Source organism: Thermoanaerobacterium sp. R66 (assembly GCF_028895185.1).
Classification (GTDB): domain Bacteria; phylum Bacillota; class Thermoanaerobacteria; order Thermoanaerobacterales; family Thermoanaerobacteraceae; genus Thermoanaerobacterium.
On the sequence record NZ_JAEUWW010000001.1, the window covers coordinates 491,575 to 509,925 of the forward strand.

The 18,351-nt window shown below is 36.0% G+C and carries 20 protein-coding genes, 1 tRNA gene and 1 riboswitch; of the genes, 19 read left to right on the forward strand and 2 right to left on the reverse strand.

Going from position 1 to position 18,351, the window contains the following annotated elements:
• Nucleotides 1–14: 14 nt before the first annotated feature.
• The 3 genes from JJQ93_RS02230 to JJQ93_RS02240 all read left to right on the forward strand — a co-directional run bounded on the left by JJQ93_RS02230 (nucleotide 15) and on the right by JJQ93_RS02240 (nucleotide 1,720).
• Nucleotides 15–464: a DUF441 domain-containing protein gene (locus JJQ93_RS02230; RefSeq protein ID WP_085112677.1), complete on the forward strand. Its 450-nt coding sequence runs from the start codon at nucleotides 15–17 to the stop codon at nucleotides 462–464.
• 18 nt (nucleotides 465–482) lie between these two features.
• Nucleotides 483–1,517, forward strand: a complete 1,035-nt coding sequence (locus tag JJQ93_RS02235; protein WP_085112676.1) for a nicotinate phosphoribosyltransferase — start codon at nucleotides 483–485, stop codon at nucleotides 1,515–1,517.
• Between the two features lie 118 nt (nucleotides 1,518–1,635).
• A tRNA-Leu gene (locus JJQ93_RS02240) sits at nucleotides 1,636–1,720 on the forward strand.
• A gap of 49 nt (nucleotides 1,721–1,769) precedes the next feature.
• On the opposite strand, the gene JJQ93_RS02245 is transcribed toward JJQ93_RS02240, so the two are convergent.
• The gene (locus JJQ93_RS02245) at nucleotides 1,770–2,690 is read right to left on the reverse strand and encodes an AEC family transporter (RefSeq protein ID WP_274892621.1); all 921 of its coding nucleotides are present in this window, start codon (nucleotides 2,688–2,690) and stop codon (nucleotides 1,770–1,772) included.
• Between the two features lie 188 nt (nucleotides 2,691–2,878).
• Nucleotides 2,879–3,009, forward strand: a riboswitch (cyclic di-AMP (ydaO/yuaA leader).
• Nucleotides 3,010–3,012: 3 nt separating this feature from the next.
• On the opposite strand from JJQ93_RS02245, the gene JJQ93_RS02250 reads away from it, so the two are divergent.
• From JJQ93_RS02250 to dapA, 3 genes are all read left to right on the forward strand, one after another.
• Nucleotides 3,013–3,708 carry a C40 family peptidase gene (locus tag JJQ93_RS02250; protein WP_274892622.1) on the forward strand — a complete coding sequence of 232 codons (696 nt, stop codon included), beginning with the start codon at nucleotides 3,013–3,015 and terminating at the stop codon, nucleotides 3,706–3,708.
• A 147-nt stretch (nucleotides 3,709–3,855) separates the two neighbouring features.
• Nucleotides 3,856–5,679: a translational GTPase TypA gene (typA, locus tag JJQ93_RS02255; RefSeq protein WP_085112673.1), complete on the forward strand. Its 1,824-nt coding sequence runs from the start codon at nucleotides 3,856–3,858 to the stop codon at nucleotides 5,677–5,679.
• A gap of 807 nt (nucleotides 5,680–6,486) precedes the next feature.
• Nucleotides 6,487–7,380 carry a 4-hydroxy-tetrahydrodipicolinate synthase gene (dapA, locus tag JJQ93_RS02260; protein WP_274892623.1) on the forward strand — a complete coding sequence of 298 codons (894 nt, stop codon included), beginning with the start codon at nucleotides 6,487–6,489 and terminating at the stop codon, nucleotides 7,378–7,380.
• 176 nt (nucleotides 7,381–7,556) lie between these two features.
• Here the strand turns inward: dapA and JJQ93_RS02265 are convergent, their stop codons facing one another.
• Nucleotides 7,557–8,144 carry a lytic transglycosylase domain-containing protein gene (locus JJQ93_RS02265; RefSeq protein WP_274892624.1) on the reverse strand — a complete coding sequence of 196 codons (588 nt, stop codon included), beginning with the start codon at nucleotides 8,142–8,144 and terminating at the stop codon, nucleotides 7,557–7,559.
• A 141-nt stretch (nucleotides 8,145–8,285) separates the two neighbouring features.
• Here JJQ93_RS02265 and JJQ93_RS02270 point away from each other — a divergent pair, with 141 nt between their 5' ends.
• The 13 genes from JJQ93_RS02270 (at nucleotide 8,286) to JJQ93_RS02330 (ending at nucleotide 18,342) form a co-directional block, all read left to right on the forward strand.
• A complete protein-coding gene (locus tag JJQ93_RS02270; protein WP_274892625.1) occupies nucleotides 8,286–9,086 on the forward strand; it encodes an SPOR domain-containing protein in 801 nt (266 codons plus the stop codon).
• Between the two features lie 11 nt (nucleotides 9,087–9,097).
• Nucleotides 9,098–9,451 (forward strand): DRTGG domain-containing protein, encoded by a 354-nt coding sequence (locus JJQ93_RS02275; protein ID WP_085112670.1) that lies wholly within the window; start codon nucleotides 9,098–9,100, stop codon nucleotides 9,449–9,451.
• 2 nt (nucleotides 9,452–9,453) lie between these two features.
• On the forward strand, nucleotides 9,454–9,873 hold the full coding sequence (locus JJQ93_RS02280; RefSeq protein WP_085112669.1) for an ATP-binding protein: 420 nt from the start codon (nucleotides 9,454–9,456) through the stop codon (nucleotides 9,871–9,873).
• Nucleotides 9,874–9,894: 21 nt separating this feature from the next.
• The gene (locus JJQ93_RS02285) at nucleotides 9,895–11,205 is read left to right on the forward strand and encodes a [Fe-Fe] hydrogenase large subunit C-terminal domain-containing protein (protein ID WP_085112668.1); all 1,311 of its coding nucleotides are present in this window, start codon (nucleotides 9,895–9,897) and stop codon (nucleotides 11,203–11,205) included.
• A complete protein-coding gene (locus JJQ93_RS02290; RefSeq protein WP_085112667.1) occupies nucleotides 11,202–11,531 on the forward strand; it encodes a DRTGG domain-containing protein in 330 nt (109 codons plus the stop codon). Before JJQ93_RS02285 ends, JJQ93_RS02290 begins: the two co-directional genes overlap by 4 nt.
• Complete coding sequence (locus tag JJQ93_RS02295) at nucleotides 11,528–12,223, forward strand: PHP domain-containing protein (RefSeq protein WP_085112666.1); 696 nt, start codon at nucleotides 11,528–11,530, stop codon at nucleotides 12,221–12,223. Before JJQ93_RS02290 ends, JJQ93_RS02295 begins: the two co-directional genes overlap by 4 nt.
• Nucleotides 12,224–12,365: 142 nt before the next feature.
• Entirely contained in the window at nucleotides 12,366–12,848 is a 483-nt protein-coding gene (locus JJQ93_RS02300; protein ID WP_014758973.1) for an NADH-quinone oxidoreductase subunit NuoE family protein, read from the forward strand.
• A 2-nt stretch (nucleotides 12,849–12,850) separates the two neighbouring features.
• Nucleotides 12,851–13,396 carry an ATP-binding protein gene (locus tag JJQ93_RS02305; RefSeq protein WP_085112665.1) on the forward strand — a complete coding sequence of 182 codons (546 nt, stop codon included), beginning with the start codon at nucleotides 12,851–12,853 and terminating at the stop codon, nucleotides 13,394–13,396.
• A 2-nt stretch (nucleotides 13,397–13,398) separates the two neighbouring features.
• Entirely contained in the window at nucleotides 13,399–13,764 is a 366-nt protein-coding gene (locus JJQ93_RS02310; RefSeq protein WP_014758971.1) for a (2Fe-2S) ferredoxin domain-containing protein, read from the forward strand.
• Between the two features lie 13 nt (nucleotides 13,765–13,777).
• Nucleotides 13,778–15,568: an NADH-quinone oxidoreductase subunit NuoF gene (gene nuoF, locus JJQ93_RS02315; RefSeq protein WP_274892627.1), complete on the forward strand. Its 1,791-nt coding sequence runs from the start codon at nucleotides 13,778–13,780 to the stop codon at nucleotides 15,566–15,568.
• A gap of 20 nt (nucleotides 15,569–15,588) precedes the next feature.
• Nucleotides 15,589–17,334, forward strand: a complete 1,746-nt coding sequence (locus JJQ93_RS02320; RefSeq protein WP_085112663.1) for an NADH-dependent [FeFe] hydrogenase, group A6 — start codon at nucleotides 15,589–15,591, stop codon at nucleotides 17,332–17,334.
• A 150-nt stretch (nucleotides 17,335–17,484) separates the two neighbouring features.
• Nucleotides 17,485–17,736, forward strand: coding sequence for a DUF4321 domain-containing protein (locus tag JJQ93_RS02325; protein ID WP_085112662.1), 252 nt, complete (start codon nucleotides 17,485–17,487; stop codon nucleotides 17,734–17,736).
• Nucleotides 17,737–17,766: 30 nt separating this feature from the next.
• Complete coding sequence (locus tag JJQ93_RS02330) at nucleotides 17,767–18,342, forward strand: Maf family protein (RefSeq protein ID WP_274892628.1); 576 nt, start codon at nucleotides 17,767–17,769, stop codon at nucleotides 18,340–18,342.
• Nucleotides 18,343–18,351 lie beyond the last annotated feature (9 nt).

Consider the following 18,351-nt stretch of genomic DNA (forward strand, 5'->3'; position numbering starts at 1 on the left):
GCGAGGGATCATAAATGGATTTTGGGGTTTTGATTCTATCCATCATGTTGTTTTTCAGCATTATAGGAAAAAACAACAATGTTGCGGCTGCTATTCTAATGCTTCTTTTTATTAAACTTATGAACTTGGAAATAATTAATCAATTTGTATCGAAAAATGGCATGAATCTTGGTATAATAGTATTGACTATGGGAGCCTTGTCACCTCTTGCAATGAGCAAAGTATCAGTTGATGATTTTTTAAATGCTGCAAAAAGCATGGAAGGGGTTATTACAGTTATTGCTGGGATAATTGTAGCTGTATTGGCATCTATAGGCCTTAATGCCATGAAAGTAGATACAAATGGTGTTGTAGGTGTTTTGCTGGGTACTGTGATTGGTGTAAGCTTCTTTAAGGGAGCACCGGTTGGACCAATGATAGCCCTTGGCATTACGACAATCTTACTTAGGATATTTAGATTATAGAGAGGGAGAAGAATACATATGAAAATTATAAAGCATCTTGAAGACTTAAGGGAAGTTAAGGTGAGTAGCGATAGGGAATTTTTTTCTGCCACACATGACGAAATAAAAAATGGCGCGACTACAGACGTTTATTTTCTAAGGACGCAAGATATTTTAAAGCATTTAGGAATAGACGGGAAAGTCGTTACGGCAGAGATATTTGCAAGAAAAAGTGGTGTTTTTGCAGGGTTGCCTGAAGTAAAAAATGTCTTAAAAGATAAAAACATTGAAGTGTGGTCTATAGATGAAGGAGAGACTTTTGAACCAAAAGAGACTGTTATGAGAATCATTGGACCGTACAGCGAGTTTGGTACGTATGAAACTGTGATATTGGGTATGTTGGCAAGTTCATGCGGATGGGCTACTGCAGCAAGAGAGCTTAAAGAAGTTATTCCAGACAAGCCTTTACTTTGTTTTGGTGCAAGACATGTGCATCCTGCAGTGGCTCCTGTCATGGAAAGGGCAGCACTAATAGGTGGCGCTGATGATGCCAGTTGCATATTAGGCGCGAAGCTTTTAGGACGCGAGCCAAAGGGGACAGTACCACATGCGGCTTTTCTGATAGCTGGCGACACTCTTACTATAGCTAAAGCTTACAGTGAGATAACGCCTAAAGATGAGAAAATAACTATTTTAGTAGATACATTTAAAGATGAAATTGAAGAATCATTGAGGGTGGCTGAATTTTTAGGAGATAGGTTGTATGGCATAAGATTGGATACGCCGTCTGAGAGAGGAGGCGTAACGGCAAGTCTTGTGTATGAGCTTAGGCAGAGGCTTAATCAAAAAGGATTTGACAATGTCAAGATCATTGTGTCTGGTGGGCTTACACCAGAAAGGATAAAAGAGCTTGCATTAAGCGGTGCAGATGCATTTGGCGTTGGCAGCTATATATCAGATGCATCTCCTATAGACATGACGATGGATATTAAAGAAGTAGAAGGAGAACCTATTGCAAAAAGAGGCCGAATTCCTGGAAGGATAGAGAATGCAAAATTAAAAAGGATAATATAGACAGGCATGAATTCATATTTGTCTATATAATACTTACTGAATCGCAATTTATGCAAAAAGGTATTGACACAAACAAAAAAACATTATATAATGACTAATGTGCTGACGATATTGTGACGCGGGGGTGGCGGAATAGGCAGACGCGTACGTTTGAGGGGCGTATGGAGTTTTCCGTGCGGGTTCAAGTCCCGCCCTCCGCACCAAAATGAAAATAAATATTTTACATAAAAAAAGCCTTTCAAAAGGCTTTTTTTAATGCCATTTTACCATTATAATTGACATGAATACAATCGCAACAATCGTCGTTGTCGTTATAAAGATCGATGCCAGTTTGGTGTTTAGATTTCTCTCATCAGAATATATGACTGCTACAAGCGCTGTCGGCATGATGGTCCCTAACATTATAGCTTTAATTGTCATCGATGCAGTATTGAAAAACATAGGCAAGACAAAAAACAGTGCTATGCCTGGCGCATATTTTATGGCAAGTCCTTTAACTAGTGATAAAATTTCATCCTTTTCTAAATTAAAATCAAGAAAATACCCTATTACAAACAAAGCTAATGTTGTATTCGGCATCGAAATTTGCTCTGCCAGGTTGACGATTAAACTTGGGAATTTAACACCCATGACATTCAAAAGGAAGGCTATTATATAAGTGTCAAAAGGTACAAAGTACAAGATCTTTTTAAATACTTTTTTCAGATCTAATTTATCACTCTGAGAAAATGCGTATGCAGCGATATATGCGATTCCAAAGACATTAAATGAATTTCCCATGTCAAACATTGCGATGTGCAAAAGACCATTGTTGCCATAGATTTGTTGGACAAACGGGAAAGCAAAAAGACCTATGTTGTATCCGCAGAGAGATATGATCAAAGTACCTTTTGTTTCTCTTTTTAAATTTGCGTTTCTAAAGGCTAAAAAGCCTATAATAAAAGTGATGAAACCAAAAGCAAAGCCTGATAATGTCAAAACGAATAAGTTTGTATTTACTTTTGTAGTCAAGAAAACTTTTGCGATGCTGGCAGGCAATGTTATGTAGATTATAAAACTATTCAGGACTTTTCCTGTTTCCGCAGGTAAAAATTTCATTTTCTTTACTGCGTAACCAAAAAATATTATGATGATGCTTATTGCGATTTTTTGAAGTATGACTATTTGGCTCATTTATATCCTCCTTTTCGTACATCAAGTAAAATTATACTACAATAAGCCGCTTGTTTATAGAGATTGTAACAAATTTATAAATTTTTTATAAAATATATTAAGAGTTTATTAAAAAAATCTTAAAAAATTATTATGAAAACATTGACTTTATTAATCGTTTTTGATAAAATAAAAGAAACTTGTACATATTAGCAATCTTGCCGAATCCTATTTAGGTACGGAGGATTTTTCATGTTTGGGGTTAATCTGCCATATGCAGTAGGGGTACCTTCTATCCCGCACCCGTCAACTAACTCCGGAGGCAAAAGGAAGGAGATTAGCTATGAATAGCAAATTAGGTAAATTTATTTTTGGTGTATCCGTTTTCGGTATGACGATGGTGGGTTCTTCGATGCTTACACATATTTATGCAGCAGATCTGGGAAGTGGCGTTGTCATTGGAAACGGTGTAAATGTCAGAAATGGCGGAAGCTTGTCGTCAAAGGTTATTACACAGTTAAACTATAGCGATGTGGTTACAGTGATTGGACAGGATAATGGCTGGTACAACATAAAGCTTTCAGATGGAACTGTAGGCTGGATATACGGCAAGTACCTTTCATTAAGGTCTTCAAGTACGGTGTCAAGGGGTGATGTTGATAGAAGCATTGCCTCGAGGCTTATTGACTTTGGAAAAGAGTTTTTAGGAACGAGGTATGTTTACGGTGGTGAATCTCCATCGGGTTTTGATTGTTCCGGTTTTACTCAATACGTCTTTAAAAGCGTCGGAATTACTTTGCCGAGGGTAGCTGATGATCAAGCTACAGTAGGTACGTACGTTGACAAAGCTAATTTGCAGCCTGGAGATTTGGTGTTTTTTAAGACATTAGGGAGCAGCATAATAAACCATGCTGGGATATACATAGGAAATGGACAGTTTATGCACGCTTCATCTGGTGCTGGAAAAGTCATGATAAGCTCTTTGTATGAAGACTACTACAGCGCTCATTATGCTACAGCCAGAAGAGTTATACAGTAAATATGCATAAAGACAAAAAGGCACTTTCATGTGTCTTTTTTTGATGCATTTTTAGGTGATATTTATAGTTTGTTGACTATTTAAGCATATTAATATATCATTATATATTGTATAAAATTTGCATTTGTATGGAAGGAGTTAACCTAAATGGGGTTTGTAAGGGACGATATAAGGAATGTAGCTATAATAGCGCATGTTGATCATGGGAAAACAACTTTAGTAGATGGAATGCTTAAGCAAAGTGGCATTTTTAGACAGAATGAGAAAGTCGAAGAAAGAGTAATGGATTCAAATGAATTGGAAAGAGAAAGAGGAATAACTATTCTTTCGAAGAATACTGCCATAAGGTACAATGGTGTAAAGATAAACATAGTCGATACGCCTGGACATGCTGATTTTGGCGGCGAGGTAGAACGGGTACTAAAAATGGTTGATGGTGTATTATTGCTTGTAGATGCTTTCGAAGGACCAATGCCTCAGACCAGATTTGTATTAAGCAAGGCTTTAGAGCTTAATTTAAAACCTATAGTAGTTGTGAACAAAATCGATAGACCTGATGCAAGGCCAGAGGAAGTCATCGATGAAGTCCTTGATCTTTTTATTGAATTGGGTGCTGATGATGATCAGATTGATTTTCCTGTAGTATATGCTTCTGCCAGAGAAGGCATTGCTAAGTTAAGTTTAAAGGATGAATCAGTAGATTTGCGTCCTCTTTTTGATACTATCTTAAAAGAGATTCCGGCGCCAGAAGGTAATATAGATGATCCACTGCAGCTTATTGTTACCACACTTGACTATGATGATTACATTGGAAGAATCGCCATTGGAAAAGTGGTTAGAGGTAAAATCGTATCAGGTGAAAATGTGGCAATATGCAAGAGAGATGGGTCTTTGCAAAATGTTAAATTAAGCAATCTGTATCAATATGAAGGTTTGAAAAGGGTGCAGGTTGATGATGCTAAATTAGGTGATATAGTAGCTGTATCAGGCATAAGCGACATTGAGATTGGAGAGACGATAGCCGACCCAGAAAAGCCAGAGGCTGTAGATTTTGTTGAAATAGAAGAGCCAACCATTTCCATGACATTTGGCGTAAATACGAGTCCGTTTGCAGGTAGAGAAGGCAAATACGTAACATCAAGGCATTTAAGAGAAAGGCTTTTTAAAGAGCTTGAAACGAATGTAGCATTAAGGGTTGAGGAGACAGAAACGACAGAAGCATTTAAGGTGTCTGGACGTGGCGAGCTGCATTTATCCATTTTGATAGAGACTATGAGGCGTGAAGGATATGAGCTTCAGGTATCTAAGCCATCTGTGATTATAAAGGAGATAAATGGTGTCAAGCACGAACCTATTGAGCTTGTTACTATTGACATACCAGAAGATTACATGGGTGTAGTCATGGAAAAGATGGGCTCAAGAAAAGGAGAGCTTATGGATATGCACACTTTAAAACCTGGTACATTAAGGCTGAAATTTAAGATACCGACAAGAGGCCTCATAGGATATCGCTCTGAATTTCTTACTGATACCAAGGGAAATGGGATAATGACATCTATAATCTATGACTATGAACCGTACAAAGGGGATATACCTACAAGATCGAGAGGGTCTTTAGTGGCTTTTGAAGCTGGCACTACAACGACTTATGGACTTTACAATGCACAAGAAAGAGGAACTCTTTTTGTAGGTCCAGGCGTCGAAGTGTACGAAGGCATGATAGTTGGTGAAAACTCCAGAAGTGACGATATAGATGTCAATGTATGTAAGAAAAAGCATGTTACTAATTTGCGCTCTGCTACTGCAGATGAGGCATTAAGACTTTCACCTATAAGAGAGATGTCTCTTGAAGAGGCTTTGGAATTCATCGCTAATGATGAGCTTGTGGAAGTTACGCCTAAAAGTATAAGACTTAGAAAAAAGATATTAAGCTCGCAACAAAGGTATAAAAATGCTAAATATAAACAATAAAAGGGGTATGACCCCTTTTTTATTATGTTTGCGATTTTACATTTATATATTCAGCTTTGTGGGCGTTTTTGCTTATTAATTCTTTTAATATTACAATTTGTGGTTTTAATTTTAATTTAAAATTTGATTCAAAAAATGATTGACAATTTATTCTAAATGATGTAATCTCTATTATAGAAACGTTGATAGTTAAAACGATTCGACATAACGTATTTTTTAATGTATTGAGTAATGTTTTAAAGGATATTCTTACTGTCGCTATAATTGTTTTTTGTAATCGTAATACTTTTGATGTGCAATCAATAATTGCAAATTCCAAAGTGTTTTTTGCTTTTAATTGTGACACTTTACATGAATAAGAGTGGTTTAATCTGATATCTTAATTTTTCTTTAAAAATCCTGACAGATTTTTTTGTCTGTACTCAAAGTGAATTTAGCCAATCATATAATTGTTTACTAGAAATTTCTGCATATACATTGAGAGGACTATTAAGAATATATTAAGATAATCAATGAGGACGGAAATTTTTCTAAATTTTTCAGCGTTTATGATTTATAACTATCATGATGAGAATAATAGTCTAAAAGATAAGAAGGTCAATAATATTAAAACTTGTTGAAGTTATATACGTAGGATTTTTTTCATTTAATGTTTAATAAGGTAGACAGACTACACATCAAATAAAAATTTTTATTGTGATATGAAAAAAGTATATCATAAAACGGCTTAAATTAAAGCTCTTGAGGTATGCACAAGTTTAATAAAGTTTAACAAGGAGTGTGTGGTAATTGAGTAATATTCATAAGTTGGAAGGATTAGTTATTCCATGTATTACACCATTTACTGATGATCTGAGTAAAGTCGACTTTAAAAAATTTGACAAACTCGTTGATTACTTAATAGAAGAACAATGTGCAGATGCTATAATTCCAATTGGAACAACTGGGGAATCGACATCATTATCACATCTTGAAAAGGAATTAGTTATAGAAAGAGCAGTAAAACAAGCTGATAAAAGAGTACCTATTTTTGTCGGTGCTGGGGGTGCAAACTTAGATGAAACAATAAGTTTGACTAAATATGCTGAAAATATTGGAGCCGATGGTCTGTTAATAGTTGTTCCATATTATATTAGACCAGATCAGGATGGTATTTATCAATTTTTTAAGGCTGTAGCTAAACACACAAATTTACCAATTATGATTTATAATATACCATTTAGGACAGCAGTTAATATGAGTATTGATACAATTATTAAGGTAGCAAATATTGACAATGTAATTGGTATAAAAGATTGTTTTAACGATATTACAAATACTTCTGAGATGATAAGGGTATGTCGAAGTAAATTAAAAAAAGAATTTTCTATTTTGACAGGCGAAGATACTAATATCTTTATTAATCTATGTCTTGGAGGTAATGGTGCGGTTGCTGCGACAGGACATGTTGCTGGCAAAAAAATAAAAGAAATGATAAATAAATATAAAGCTGGAGACATAATAGGGGCAAGAGAGATTCAATTTGATATATATACACTTCAAAAGAGCATGTTTAAAGCCCCTAATCCTGCACCAATCAAAGCGGCATTGGATATATTAGGTCTAAATTTAGGTGGCAAAGTAAGATTGCCTTTAGTAGATGTAAATGAGGACATTAAAGAACTTATCAAATCGGAATTGCGTAAATTTTATAATTTTTGACGTATAACTTTCTTATAATATAGATATTAAAAACAAACAGACAAAAATAAAAAACAGATTAGAATATATTAGAATATAATAGTTATAATGGCTAAAAGAAAAATTTTTGTAGTAGAACGAAAAAGCAAAAAAGTAACGACACCAGAGCAAACCACCCGTTTTACGGGTGGTCATACTTATTTTGAACCATCGGATGTGTCATTCAATATTTTGCTTATGTAGTTTACGGTTTCTTCATAGGGTGGTATGCCGTTGTATTTATTTACGGATTCTTCTCCTGCGTTGTATGCTGCTAAAGCCAATGCAGTATTGTTGTATTTATTAAGCAATTGGCTCAGCAGTTTTGTCCCACCATCGATATTTTCTTCTGGGTTAAAAGGATTTGTCACACCTAAATACTGAGCTGTTGACGGCATTAACTGCATTAGGCCCATTGCACCTGCGCTTGATACAGCATAAGGATTGTAGTCTGATTCGGCTTTTATGACAGCATCTATCAAATCCTTGCTGACGCCGTATTTTTTTGAAGCCTCATCTATATAGCTTTCTATTTTGTCTTTTGATACGCCAGTCATATCTGGCGTTTTATTATTAAAATCAATTGTTTCTGATTTTATATCTTCAGTTGAAGCAGTGCCTTCGCTTATCAATTCATTTAAGATGTTCTGAAATGAATTGCTTTTATCCACGAGGTTTATTTTTACAGGCAATCGCGATTGTATATCGCTAAATCTGCTTTCGATGATCGAATCTACATAGTCCATTTTCAAAAACCTCCTCATATTTTTTATAATTCGACATAAAATTTAAAAATCCTTTTTCGTTTTAAAAAATGAGAATATAGTCTCAAATAATGAATGATTTGTAAAAAGGATTTTAGTGATCGGTGTAGAATATATAATTAGGTGATTTATGTGTATACAGACGAAGAAAACAAGAAAAATGCAAGATTAGGTTTTAAAAGGGTTATATTGCTATTGGCTTTATCAATAGTAGCATCTATCGGAATAGGATTTGCAATTTCTCAGTATGCTATAAAGCCATATCTGGCTAAGCTGTCTGAAAAAAATGTTTATTCTTATTCTGTGAAAGTGCCACAGCTTAATTATTACGTTGTAAAAATAGGCCAGTACAGCGATGAAAAAGATGCTTCATATAATTTGAATTTGCTTACCATGAAAGGAATCTACGGAGAAATCCTTAAAGATGGTGAAAATTATATTTTGTGTTTGGGACAATTTATGGACAAAAAAGATGCCGATGATTTCAGCTTAAAGCTTAATAAAAGTGGCATTAATTCATCTGTGGCTTTGTACTATGGACCTGTTTATCAGGTATATTATGAAAAAAATTCAGAAAAGAATGTAAAGGAAGTAATTGATAGGTTAAATGTTTTTTTAAACAGTTTGTCACATTTATCACAGCTTTCGTATAAAATAGCTTTTGGAACTGTCAGCGAAAAAGATATTGACGATACAGAAAAGTACTTTAAAAAGTATAGCAATATGACTTATAATATAAATATAGATGAAAATTTAAAAAAGATTTTAGATGATACAAGGGTGATTAATAGTCAAATTTTAAACAATTTTGGTGATATAAAGACATCGTTTGAATTAAATGACGGAAATGCTTACAGGTTAACTCAGAAGCTTCTTATGGATTCCATAAAACAGTATTATGACAGCATGAGTTCTTTAAAATAGGGGAGTGTAGTATGAAACTTGAGGAAGTGAAAGAAATATTAAATGCGGAAGTGCTTTGCGGCCATGATAGATTATCTGAAGAAGTAAACACGGCATGTGGTGCAGACTTGATGAGCGATGTTTTGGCTTCAAAAGATGAAAAATCTCTGCTTTTAACAGGACTTACAAATGTTCAAGTTGTTAGGACAGCGGAGGTCTTAGGCGATATAGTGTGCATCGTCTTTGTGAGAGGTAAAAAGCCTGGACCTGAGATCTTAAAAATGGCAGATTCCGCATCGATAGTAATTATGAAGACAGATTATCCGCTTTTTATCGCTTGTGGTCTTTTATATAAAAATGGACTTAATTGTGGGAGTGAATTTTAATCGTGAAGCCGTATACAATGGATTTTGATGTCAAAGCAAGAGATTTTTCATCCGCAGGAGAATCGTCAAGCAAGTTCCGAAAGACGCTGCTTATGCTTTCAATACCGTCTGACATAGTTAGAAGGGCATCAATTGCAGCTTATGAAGCCGAGATGAATATAGTCATTCATTCTTACGGAGGCAAAATGCATTTTGAAATATATTCTGACAAGATTGTGATAATTGCTGAGGATACAGGTCCTGGCATAAAAGATTTAGAGCTGGCTATGAAAGAAGGATATTCCACAGCGCCAAAAGAGGTGATTGAGATGGGATTTGGCGCAGGAATGGGTCTTCCAAACATGAAGCGAAATGCCGACACTATGGAAATAGTTAATCACGATGAAAGCGGAACGAAGATCGTAATGACGATTAATTTTTAAATTCTAAGGTGGTTGTTTTCAATGTATTTTCATTCTGTGACTCTTGATAGAGATAGATGCAAAGGTTGTACCAATTGTATAAAAAGATGTCCTACTGAGGCGATACGTGTAAGAGACGGAAAGGCAAAGATAATAAAAGAGAAATGTATTGACTGTGGAGAGTGCGTAAGGGTGTGTCCTTATCATGCTAAAGTCGTGGTGACAGATGATATAGGCATGATGGAAAATTACAAGTATAAAATCGCTCTTCCTGCGCCTTCTCTTTACGGACAATTTAAAGACATGACAATAGGTGACATACTGACATCTTTGCAGTCATGCGGGTTTGACGAAGTTTTTGAGGTTGCTTATGCTGCTGACATCGTATCGTATATAACGAGGAATATAGTAAAGACGAAAGATTACAAAAGACCTATTATATCATCCGCATGTCCTGCTATTGTCCGGCTTATTCAACAGAGATTTCCTTCGCTGATGGATAACATTTTAGACATAATGCCGCCTGTTGAGGTGGCTGGGAAGATTGCCAGAGATGAAGCTAAAAAGAAAACAGGGTTAAAAGATGAAGAAATAGGGGTGTTTTTCGTATCGCCGTGTGCTGCAAAAGTCACTAGCGTAAAAAATCCTATAGGCATTGAAAAGTCGTATATAAATGGTGTTTTCTCTATGAGGGATGTCTACAGCATGATATTAGACAAAAGAAAATTTGTTGAGAAGAAAATCGATCATACTTCATCGATGATAGGCGTCGGATGGGCAAATGCTGGCGGTGAATCGTACGGTACATCATTGGAAAATTGTCTTTTTGTAGATGGAATTCAAAATGTCATAGGTGTATTGGAGGATATTGAATTAGGAAAATTAGACGACATTGATTTTTTTGAAGGTCTTGCTTGTGTTGGTGGATGTGTAGGAGGACCTTTGACTGTCGCAAATAATTTTGTTGCTAGAAACAGGATAATGAAATTGAAAGAAAAATTAAACAAGGATGAAGCTACAAAAAAATATATAGAAGTTGATTTTAATGAGTTTATGCTAAATGTCAAACTTAAAAAAAGCGATGTCTTAAATTTAGATGAAGACATAGACAAAGCTATTGACATGATGAACTCAATTGATGAAATCTACAAAAGTTTGCCAGGACTTGATTGCGGTTCTTGTGGCTCCCCTGGGTGTAGAGCTCTTGCAGAAGATATAGTAAAAGGATTTGCCAGCGAATATGACTGTATCTTTAAACTAAAAGACAGGATAAAAATACTGGCAGAAGAAATAAACAAGCTTTCTATTAAAATTCCGCCTGTAATAGGCAGTGATAAGGAGGTAAAACCTTGAAAGTAAAGGATATATTAAGCCATGAATTTACCTTGGTAGCGGGTGAGGGAGGCATAGAAAAGGAAGTAAGCAATGTCTATGTGTGTGATTTATTAAGCTTTGTTATGTCACATGTGAAAAGTGGAAGTGCATGGGTGACGATTCAGACGCATGTGAATGTGATTGCGGTTGCTGTTATGACAGAGATAAGCTGCATCATCATCTGTGAAGGCGAAAAACTTGATGAAAATGCTAAAGAAAAGGCTGATGATGAGAACATACCTGTTATAGCGTTTAATGGCAGTTCATATGAAGCAGCGATTAAATTGAGCGAGATGATTAAATGAAGTTTTACTATGACTTGCATATTCATTCATCATTATCGCCATGTGCCGACGATGATATGACGCCTAATAATATCGTCAATATGGCTTTAATAAAAGGGCTTGATGTAATATCTTTGACAGATCACAATTCAACTAAAAATGTAGAAGCCGTCCATGAATTATGCCGGCAAAAGGGAATAAAGTTTATACCAGGCATAGAAGTTCAGACAAAGGAAGAAGTTCATGTGTTATGTTATTTTTTTGATATTCTTGACTGTTTGAATTTTGGCGAAATGATTTATAACAGCTTAGACTGCGTAAAAAATAACAAATATCTTTTTGGAAATCAATTGATTATGGATAAAGACGACAATATTGTGGATGAAGCAGAAAAGCTGCTTCTATCTTCCAGCAGCTTTTCTGTTGATGAAATCTTTAGAATGATGGATGGCATTGGTGCTGTTGTGCCTGCTCACATAAATCGCACTTCTTACAGCATCATTTCAAATCTCGGTTTTATACCAGATATACCAAATCTTAAAACTGTCGAAGTGTCTTCGACATCGATTGACAATCGCATTGTAGATGAATGTATAAAAAAGTATAAAGTGCTCACTTCTTCTGATGCTCATCATTTAGGACATATAAGCGAAAGGGTAAATTGCTTTGATTTAGATGACTTGGATATGGTAGTTGACTGGATGTGCAAGTAAAGAAAACATATCAAATTAGTCGGGATTTATCAGAAAATAAAAAAATTTTTATTTTTACCTGTTAAAAAAATAATTAACATATGGTATAATAATTATGTCCTATTTTGCAATTTTAAAGATTTTTTTAAAAGGAGGGTATTAGATGCAGGCAATCTACGAAAAATTCAGTGAAGAAAATATAAACAAGTTAAAAAAAGTTATAGACCAGTTGAAAGATACAGACGGTTCTTTAATTGCTGTCATGAATGAAGCTCAAGAAATATTTGGCTATTTGCCTATAGAGGTTCAGCAATTTATTTCAGAAGAAATGAATGTACCGTTGACAGAGATATTTGGCATTGCGACTTTTTACTCCCGCTTCACATTAAAACCGTCCGGGAAGTACAAAATCGGTGTTTGCCTTGGTACTGCTTGTTACGTAAAAGGTTCCGCGATGGTTCTTGACAAATTAAAAGAGAAGCTTGGCATAAGCGTAGGTGATGTGACAGGTGATGGCAAGTTTTCTCTTGAAGCCACTCGTTGTTTAGGCGCTTGCGGTCTTGCACCTGTAATGATGATAAACGGAGAAGTTTTTGGCAGATTGACACCTGATGATGTTGAAGATATATTGAAGAAATTTGACTAGATATGAAAGAGTTGTCGCTTTACATTTTAGATATTGCTCAAAATAGCATAAAAGCCGGTGCAAAAAATATATCGATCAAGTTAGAAATTGATCATAAAAAGGATTTTATGCGTTTAAGCATTGAAGACGACGGATGTGGAATGGACGAAGAACTTTTAGAGAAAGCTTTTGATCCATTTACAACAACGAGGAAAGAGCGAAAAGTCGGATTAGGTTTGCCATTTTTTAAAGAATTAGCCCTTCAATGCGGCGGAGATGCAAAAATAAAGTCTCAAAAGGGCGTTGGCACTTATGTGGAAGGGACTTTTAAACTTTCAAGTATCGATTTGATTCCAATTGGCGATATACCTTCTACTTTAATTTCGCTTATAGTCTCTGATAGTGATGTTGACGTTTTGTTTGAAATTATATCAGATGGTAGAAAATTTTCATTTAATACTTTGGATATTAAAAAATTGCTAAACGGCGTAAAGATTACAGAGCCTTCTGTATTGCAGTGGTTAATTGAGTATCTTGAAGAAAACATAAATTGTGTCATGGAGGTGTAAATATGAAATCTATAGAGGAATTAGAAAAGATAAGAAAAGAGACATTGGAAAAGGTAAATCTTCGTAAAGATCGGAATGGCATAAGGATCACTGTCGGCATGGCTACATGCGGCATAGCCGCTGGTGCAAGGCCTGTTATGATGGCTATATTGGATGAGCTTGGCAAAAGAAATATTACGGATGTGGTTGTTGCTGAGACTGGTTGTATTGGCATGTGCAAATATGAACCTATGGTGGATGTTTATGTTCCGGGACAAGAAAAAGTTACGTATATAAAGGTTGATGAAAACAAGGCAAGGCAGATAGTTGCGGAACATGTAGTTAATGGACATCCGATTAAAGAATGGACTATTAGTAGTGTTGAATAAAGGAGGGCTGTAGATGTTATATAGATCACATGTTATGGTGTGCGGTGGTACTGGATGTACATCGTCAAATTCAGATAGAATAGCAAAATGCTTTGAAGAAGAGATTACAAATAAAGGTTTAGACAAAGAGGTTCAGGTTGTAAGAACTGGATGCTTTGGACTGTGCGAATTGGGTCCGGTTGTTGTCGTGTATCCAGAAGGCGTGTTTTACAGCCGCGTCAAAGAAGAATATGTTCCAGAAATCGTGGAAGAACACCTTTTAAAAGGAAGAGTTGTTAAAAAGTATCTTTACGGAGAAAGCGTCACAGAGGAAGGAATTAAGCCTTTAGAGGAAACAGCATTTTTCAAGAAACAGCAGAGAGTTGCTTTAAGAAACTGTGGACTTATAAACCCAGAGGATATAAAAGAGGCAATTGCATTTGATGGCTATAAAGCATTGGCAAAAGTGTTGACTGAGATGACTCCAGAGCAAGTTATAGCGGAAATCAAAAAGTCAGGATTAAGAGGTAGAGGTGGCGGTGGCTTCCCTACAGGTATAAAGTGGGAATTTGCTTACAACCAAAAAGAGACGCCTAAGTACGTCGTTTGCAATGCTGACGAAGGTGATCCTGGTGCCTTCATGGATAGAAGCGTATTAGAGGGAGATCCTCACAGCGTTTTGGAAGCTATGGCTATAGCAGGATATGCAATTGGTGCTAACCATGGTTATATTTATGTAAGGGCTGAATATCCTCTTGCAGTAAAGAGGCTTCAAATTGCTATAGATCAAGCAAGAGAGTACGGACTTTTAGGTAAAAATATTTTCAATACTGGGTTTGACTTTGATATAGAGATAAGGCTTGGAGCAGGTGCTTTTGTCTGCGGTGAAGAGACTGCACTTTTAAATTCTGTCATGGGAAAACGCGGTGAGCCAAGGCCAAGACCTCCATTTCCTGCTGTAAAAGGCGTGTGGGAAAAACCGACTATTATAAATAACGTTGAAACTTATGCAAATATTCCTGCAATCATATTAAATGGTGCTGAATGGTTTGCAAGTATAGGCACTGAAAAGTCTAAAGGCACAAAGGTATTTGCTCTTGGTGGAAAGATCAACAATACTGGTCTGGTAGAAATACCGATGGGTACAACGCTAAGAGAGATCATATTTGAAATAGGTGGAGGAATACCAAATGGCAAGAAATTTAAGGCAGCCCAGACTGGTGGACCATCTGGTGGATGTATTCCTGCAGAGCATTTAGATACACCTATAGACTATGATTCACTTCTTAATATTGGTTCCATGATGGGTTCAGGTGGACTTATCGTAATGGACGAAGACAACTGTATGGTTGATATCGCAAAATTCTTCTTGGAATTTACTGTTGATGAGTCATGTGGCAAATGCTCACCATGCCGCATAGGTACGAGAAGAATGTTGGAACTGCTTAATAAGATAACATCAGGAAAAGGCGAAGAAGGAGATATTGAGAAACTTGAAACTCTTGCTAATTCCATTAAGGCGTCTTCTTTGTGTGGATTAGGCCAAACAGCTCCTAACCCTGTTCTTTCTACTATAAGATATTTTAGAGATGAATATGAGGCACATATAAAGGAGAAAAGATGTCCTGCAGGTGTTTGCCAGGCACTTCTGAAATTTAGAATTGATCCAGATAAATGTAAAGGATGCGGCATATGCGCTAAGAATTGTCCTACAAACGCTATATCTGGAAAAATAAAGCAGCCTCATGTAATAGATCAAGATAAATGCATAAAATGTGGAACATGTATGGATAAATGTCCGTTTGATGCTATATACAAGAAATAGTAATGAAAGGAGTGCAAAACATGGATAAAGTTCGAATAACTATTGATGGAATTCCTGCAGAAGTACCTGCTAACTATACAGTATTGCAAGCTGCAAAATACGCAAACATCGAGATTCCGACATTATGCTACCTTGAAGAGATAAACGAAATAGGTGCTTGCAGGCTATGCGTTGTTGAGATAAAAGGCGTTAGAAATTTACAGGCATCTTGTGTCTATCCTGTAAGCGACGGAATGGAAATATACACGAATACTCCTCGTGTAAGAGAGGCAAGGAGATCTAATTTAGAGCTTATACTGTCTGCACACGACAGAAGCTGTCTTACATGTGTAAGAAGCGGAAACTGCGAATTGCAAGATTTAAGCAGAAAGTTTGGCATAGATGAAATAAGGTTTATGGGCGAAAATATAAAATATCAAAAAGATGAGTCGTCACCTTCCATCGTAAGAGATCCTAATAAATGTGTATTGTGCAGAAGGTGTGTTGCTACATGCAACAATGTGCAGAATGTTTTCGCCATAGGCATGGTCAACAGAGGATTTAAGACTATCGTTGCACCGTCATTTGGCAGAGGTCTAAATGAATCACCATGTATTAGCTGTGGACAGTGTATAGAGGCATGCCCTGTTGGAGCGATTTACGAAAAAGACCATACGAAGATGGTTTACGATGCGCTTTTGGATGAGAAGAAATACGTTGTGGTTCAGACAGCGCCTGCTGTGAGAGTTGCACTTGGCGAAGAGTTTGGAATGCCTTATGGTTCAATAGTCACAGGTAAAATGGTGTCAGCTTTAAAAAGGCTTGGATTTGACAAAGTATTTGACACAGACTTTGCTGCAGATTTAACTATAATAGAAGAAGGCAATGAACTTTTAAAGAGGCTTAACGAAGGTGGCAAGCTTCCTATGATAACATCCTGTAGCCCTGGATGGATAAACTATTGTGAGAGGTATTATCCTGAATTTATAGACAATCTTTCCACTTGCAAATCACCTCACATGATGATGGGTGCAATAATAAAGAGTTATTTTGCAGAAAAAGAAGGTATAGATCCAAAGGATATCTTCGTCGTATCAATTATGCCGTGCACTGCCAAGAAGTATGAGATAGACAGACCTCAAATGATAGTAGACGGCATGAAAGATGTGGATGCTGTTTTGACGACGAGAGAGCTTGCTCGCATGATAAAACAGTCGGGTATAGACTTTGTCAATTTGCCTGACAGCGAATACGACAATCCGCTTGGCGAATCATCTGGTGCTGGTGTCATATTTGGCGCTACAGGCGGTGTTATGGAAGCGGCTTTAAGAACTGTTGCAGATATAGTTGAAGGCAAGGATATTGAGAATTTTGAGTACGAAGAAGTAAGAGGATTAGAAGGAATAAAAGAAGCAAAGATTGATATAGGCGGAAAAGAAATAAAAATAGCTGTAGCAAATGGTACAGGAAATGCTAAGAAACTCTTAGATAAGATAAAGAGTGGCGAAGCAGAGTATCATTTCATAGAAGTCATGGGATGTCCTGGCGGCTGCATAATGGGCGGTGGACAGCCTATACACAATCCAAATGAAAAAGATTTGGTAAGGAAAAGTAGATTAAAAGCTATATATGAAGCAGATAAAGACTTGCCGATTAGAAAGTCTCACAAAAATCCAATGATAACAAAGTTGTACGAAGAATTCTTAATAAGCCCATTGGGGGAAAAATCGCATCATTTGCTTCATACAACCTATAGCAAGAAAGATCTTTATCCCATGAATGATTAAAAATCTCCCTTTAGGGAGATTTTTTTTGCCATAAATAACATATTAAAAAAAGATTAGATTATGTCGAAATACAAGATATTTATGTTATAATTAAAAGGAAAAGTTTTAAAACAAGTGATTTGGGATAAAATAAACAGAAGGAGTGGGAAGATGAAGAGAAGCAAGGGAATTGGTACGTTGTGCTTTTTGCTTTTAGTAGGTCTTCTTTTTGGTGGATTTGTTGGAGACTTTCTTGCTAAGTACGTTCATGCTTTTTCGTACCAACAGATGATAGGAATGAACAGTCCAATAAATATCGACCTAAATTTTATAAAAGTATCGTTCCTGTTGGCTTTTAGGTTCAACTTGGGAACTGTAATAGGACTTATAATTGCTATATTTTCGTATTACAAGATAAGATAACAGATAAAACTGAAAGTGGAGTATGCAGATATGGAAATTGTACTTGCATCTGGTTCACCCAGGAGAAAAGAAATACTATCAAATATTGGTGTGGATTTTTCTGTAATGATAAGTGACGTAGAAGAAGTGACAGATGAAAAAGAACCAGAGAAGATTGTCATGGATTTATCCATAAAAAAAGCATCATTCGTCGCAGAAAAATTAAGTGGTGATTTTTTAATTATAGGAGCTGATACAGTAGTTTTTGCTGATGGAATTGTCCTTGGTAAACCTAAAGATAAAAGTGATGCATTTAATATGCTAAAGGTGTTGTCAGGGCGATGGCATCAAGTCTATACTGGTGTTACAGTCATATCATTGAAACAGAATAAAATAGTTACAGAATATGAAAAGACAGATGTTTACATCAAAAGTTTAAGCGATGAAATGATCTTTAGTTATATAGAAAAAGGTGAGTACATTGATAAAGCAGGTTCATATGCCATACAAGGTTATGGCTCGCTTATTGTTGATAAGATAAATGGCGACTACTACAATGTAGTAGGGCTTCCTATATCGAAGTTACATGATATTTTATCGAGAGAATTTAACGTGCATTTGCTTTAGGGGGGTAAT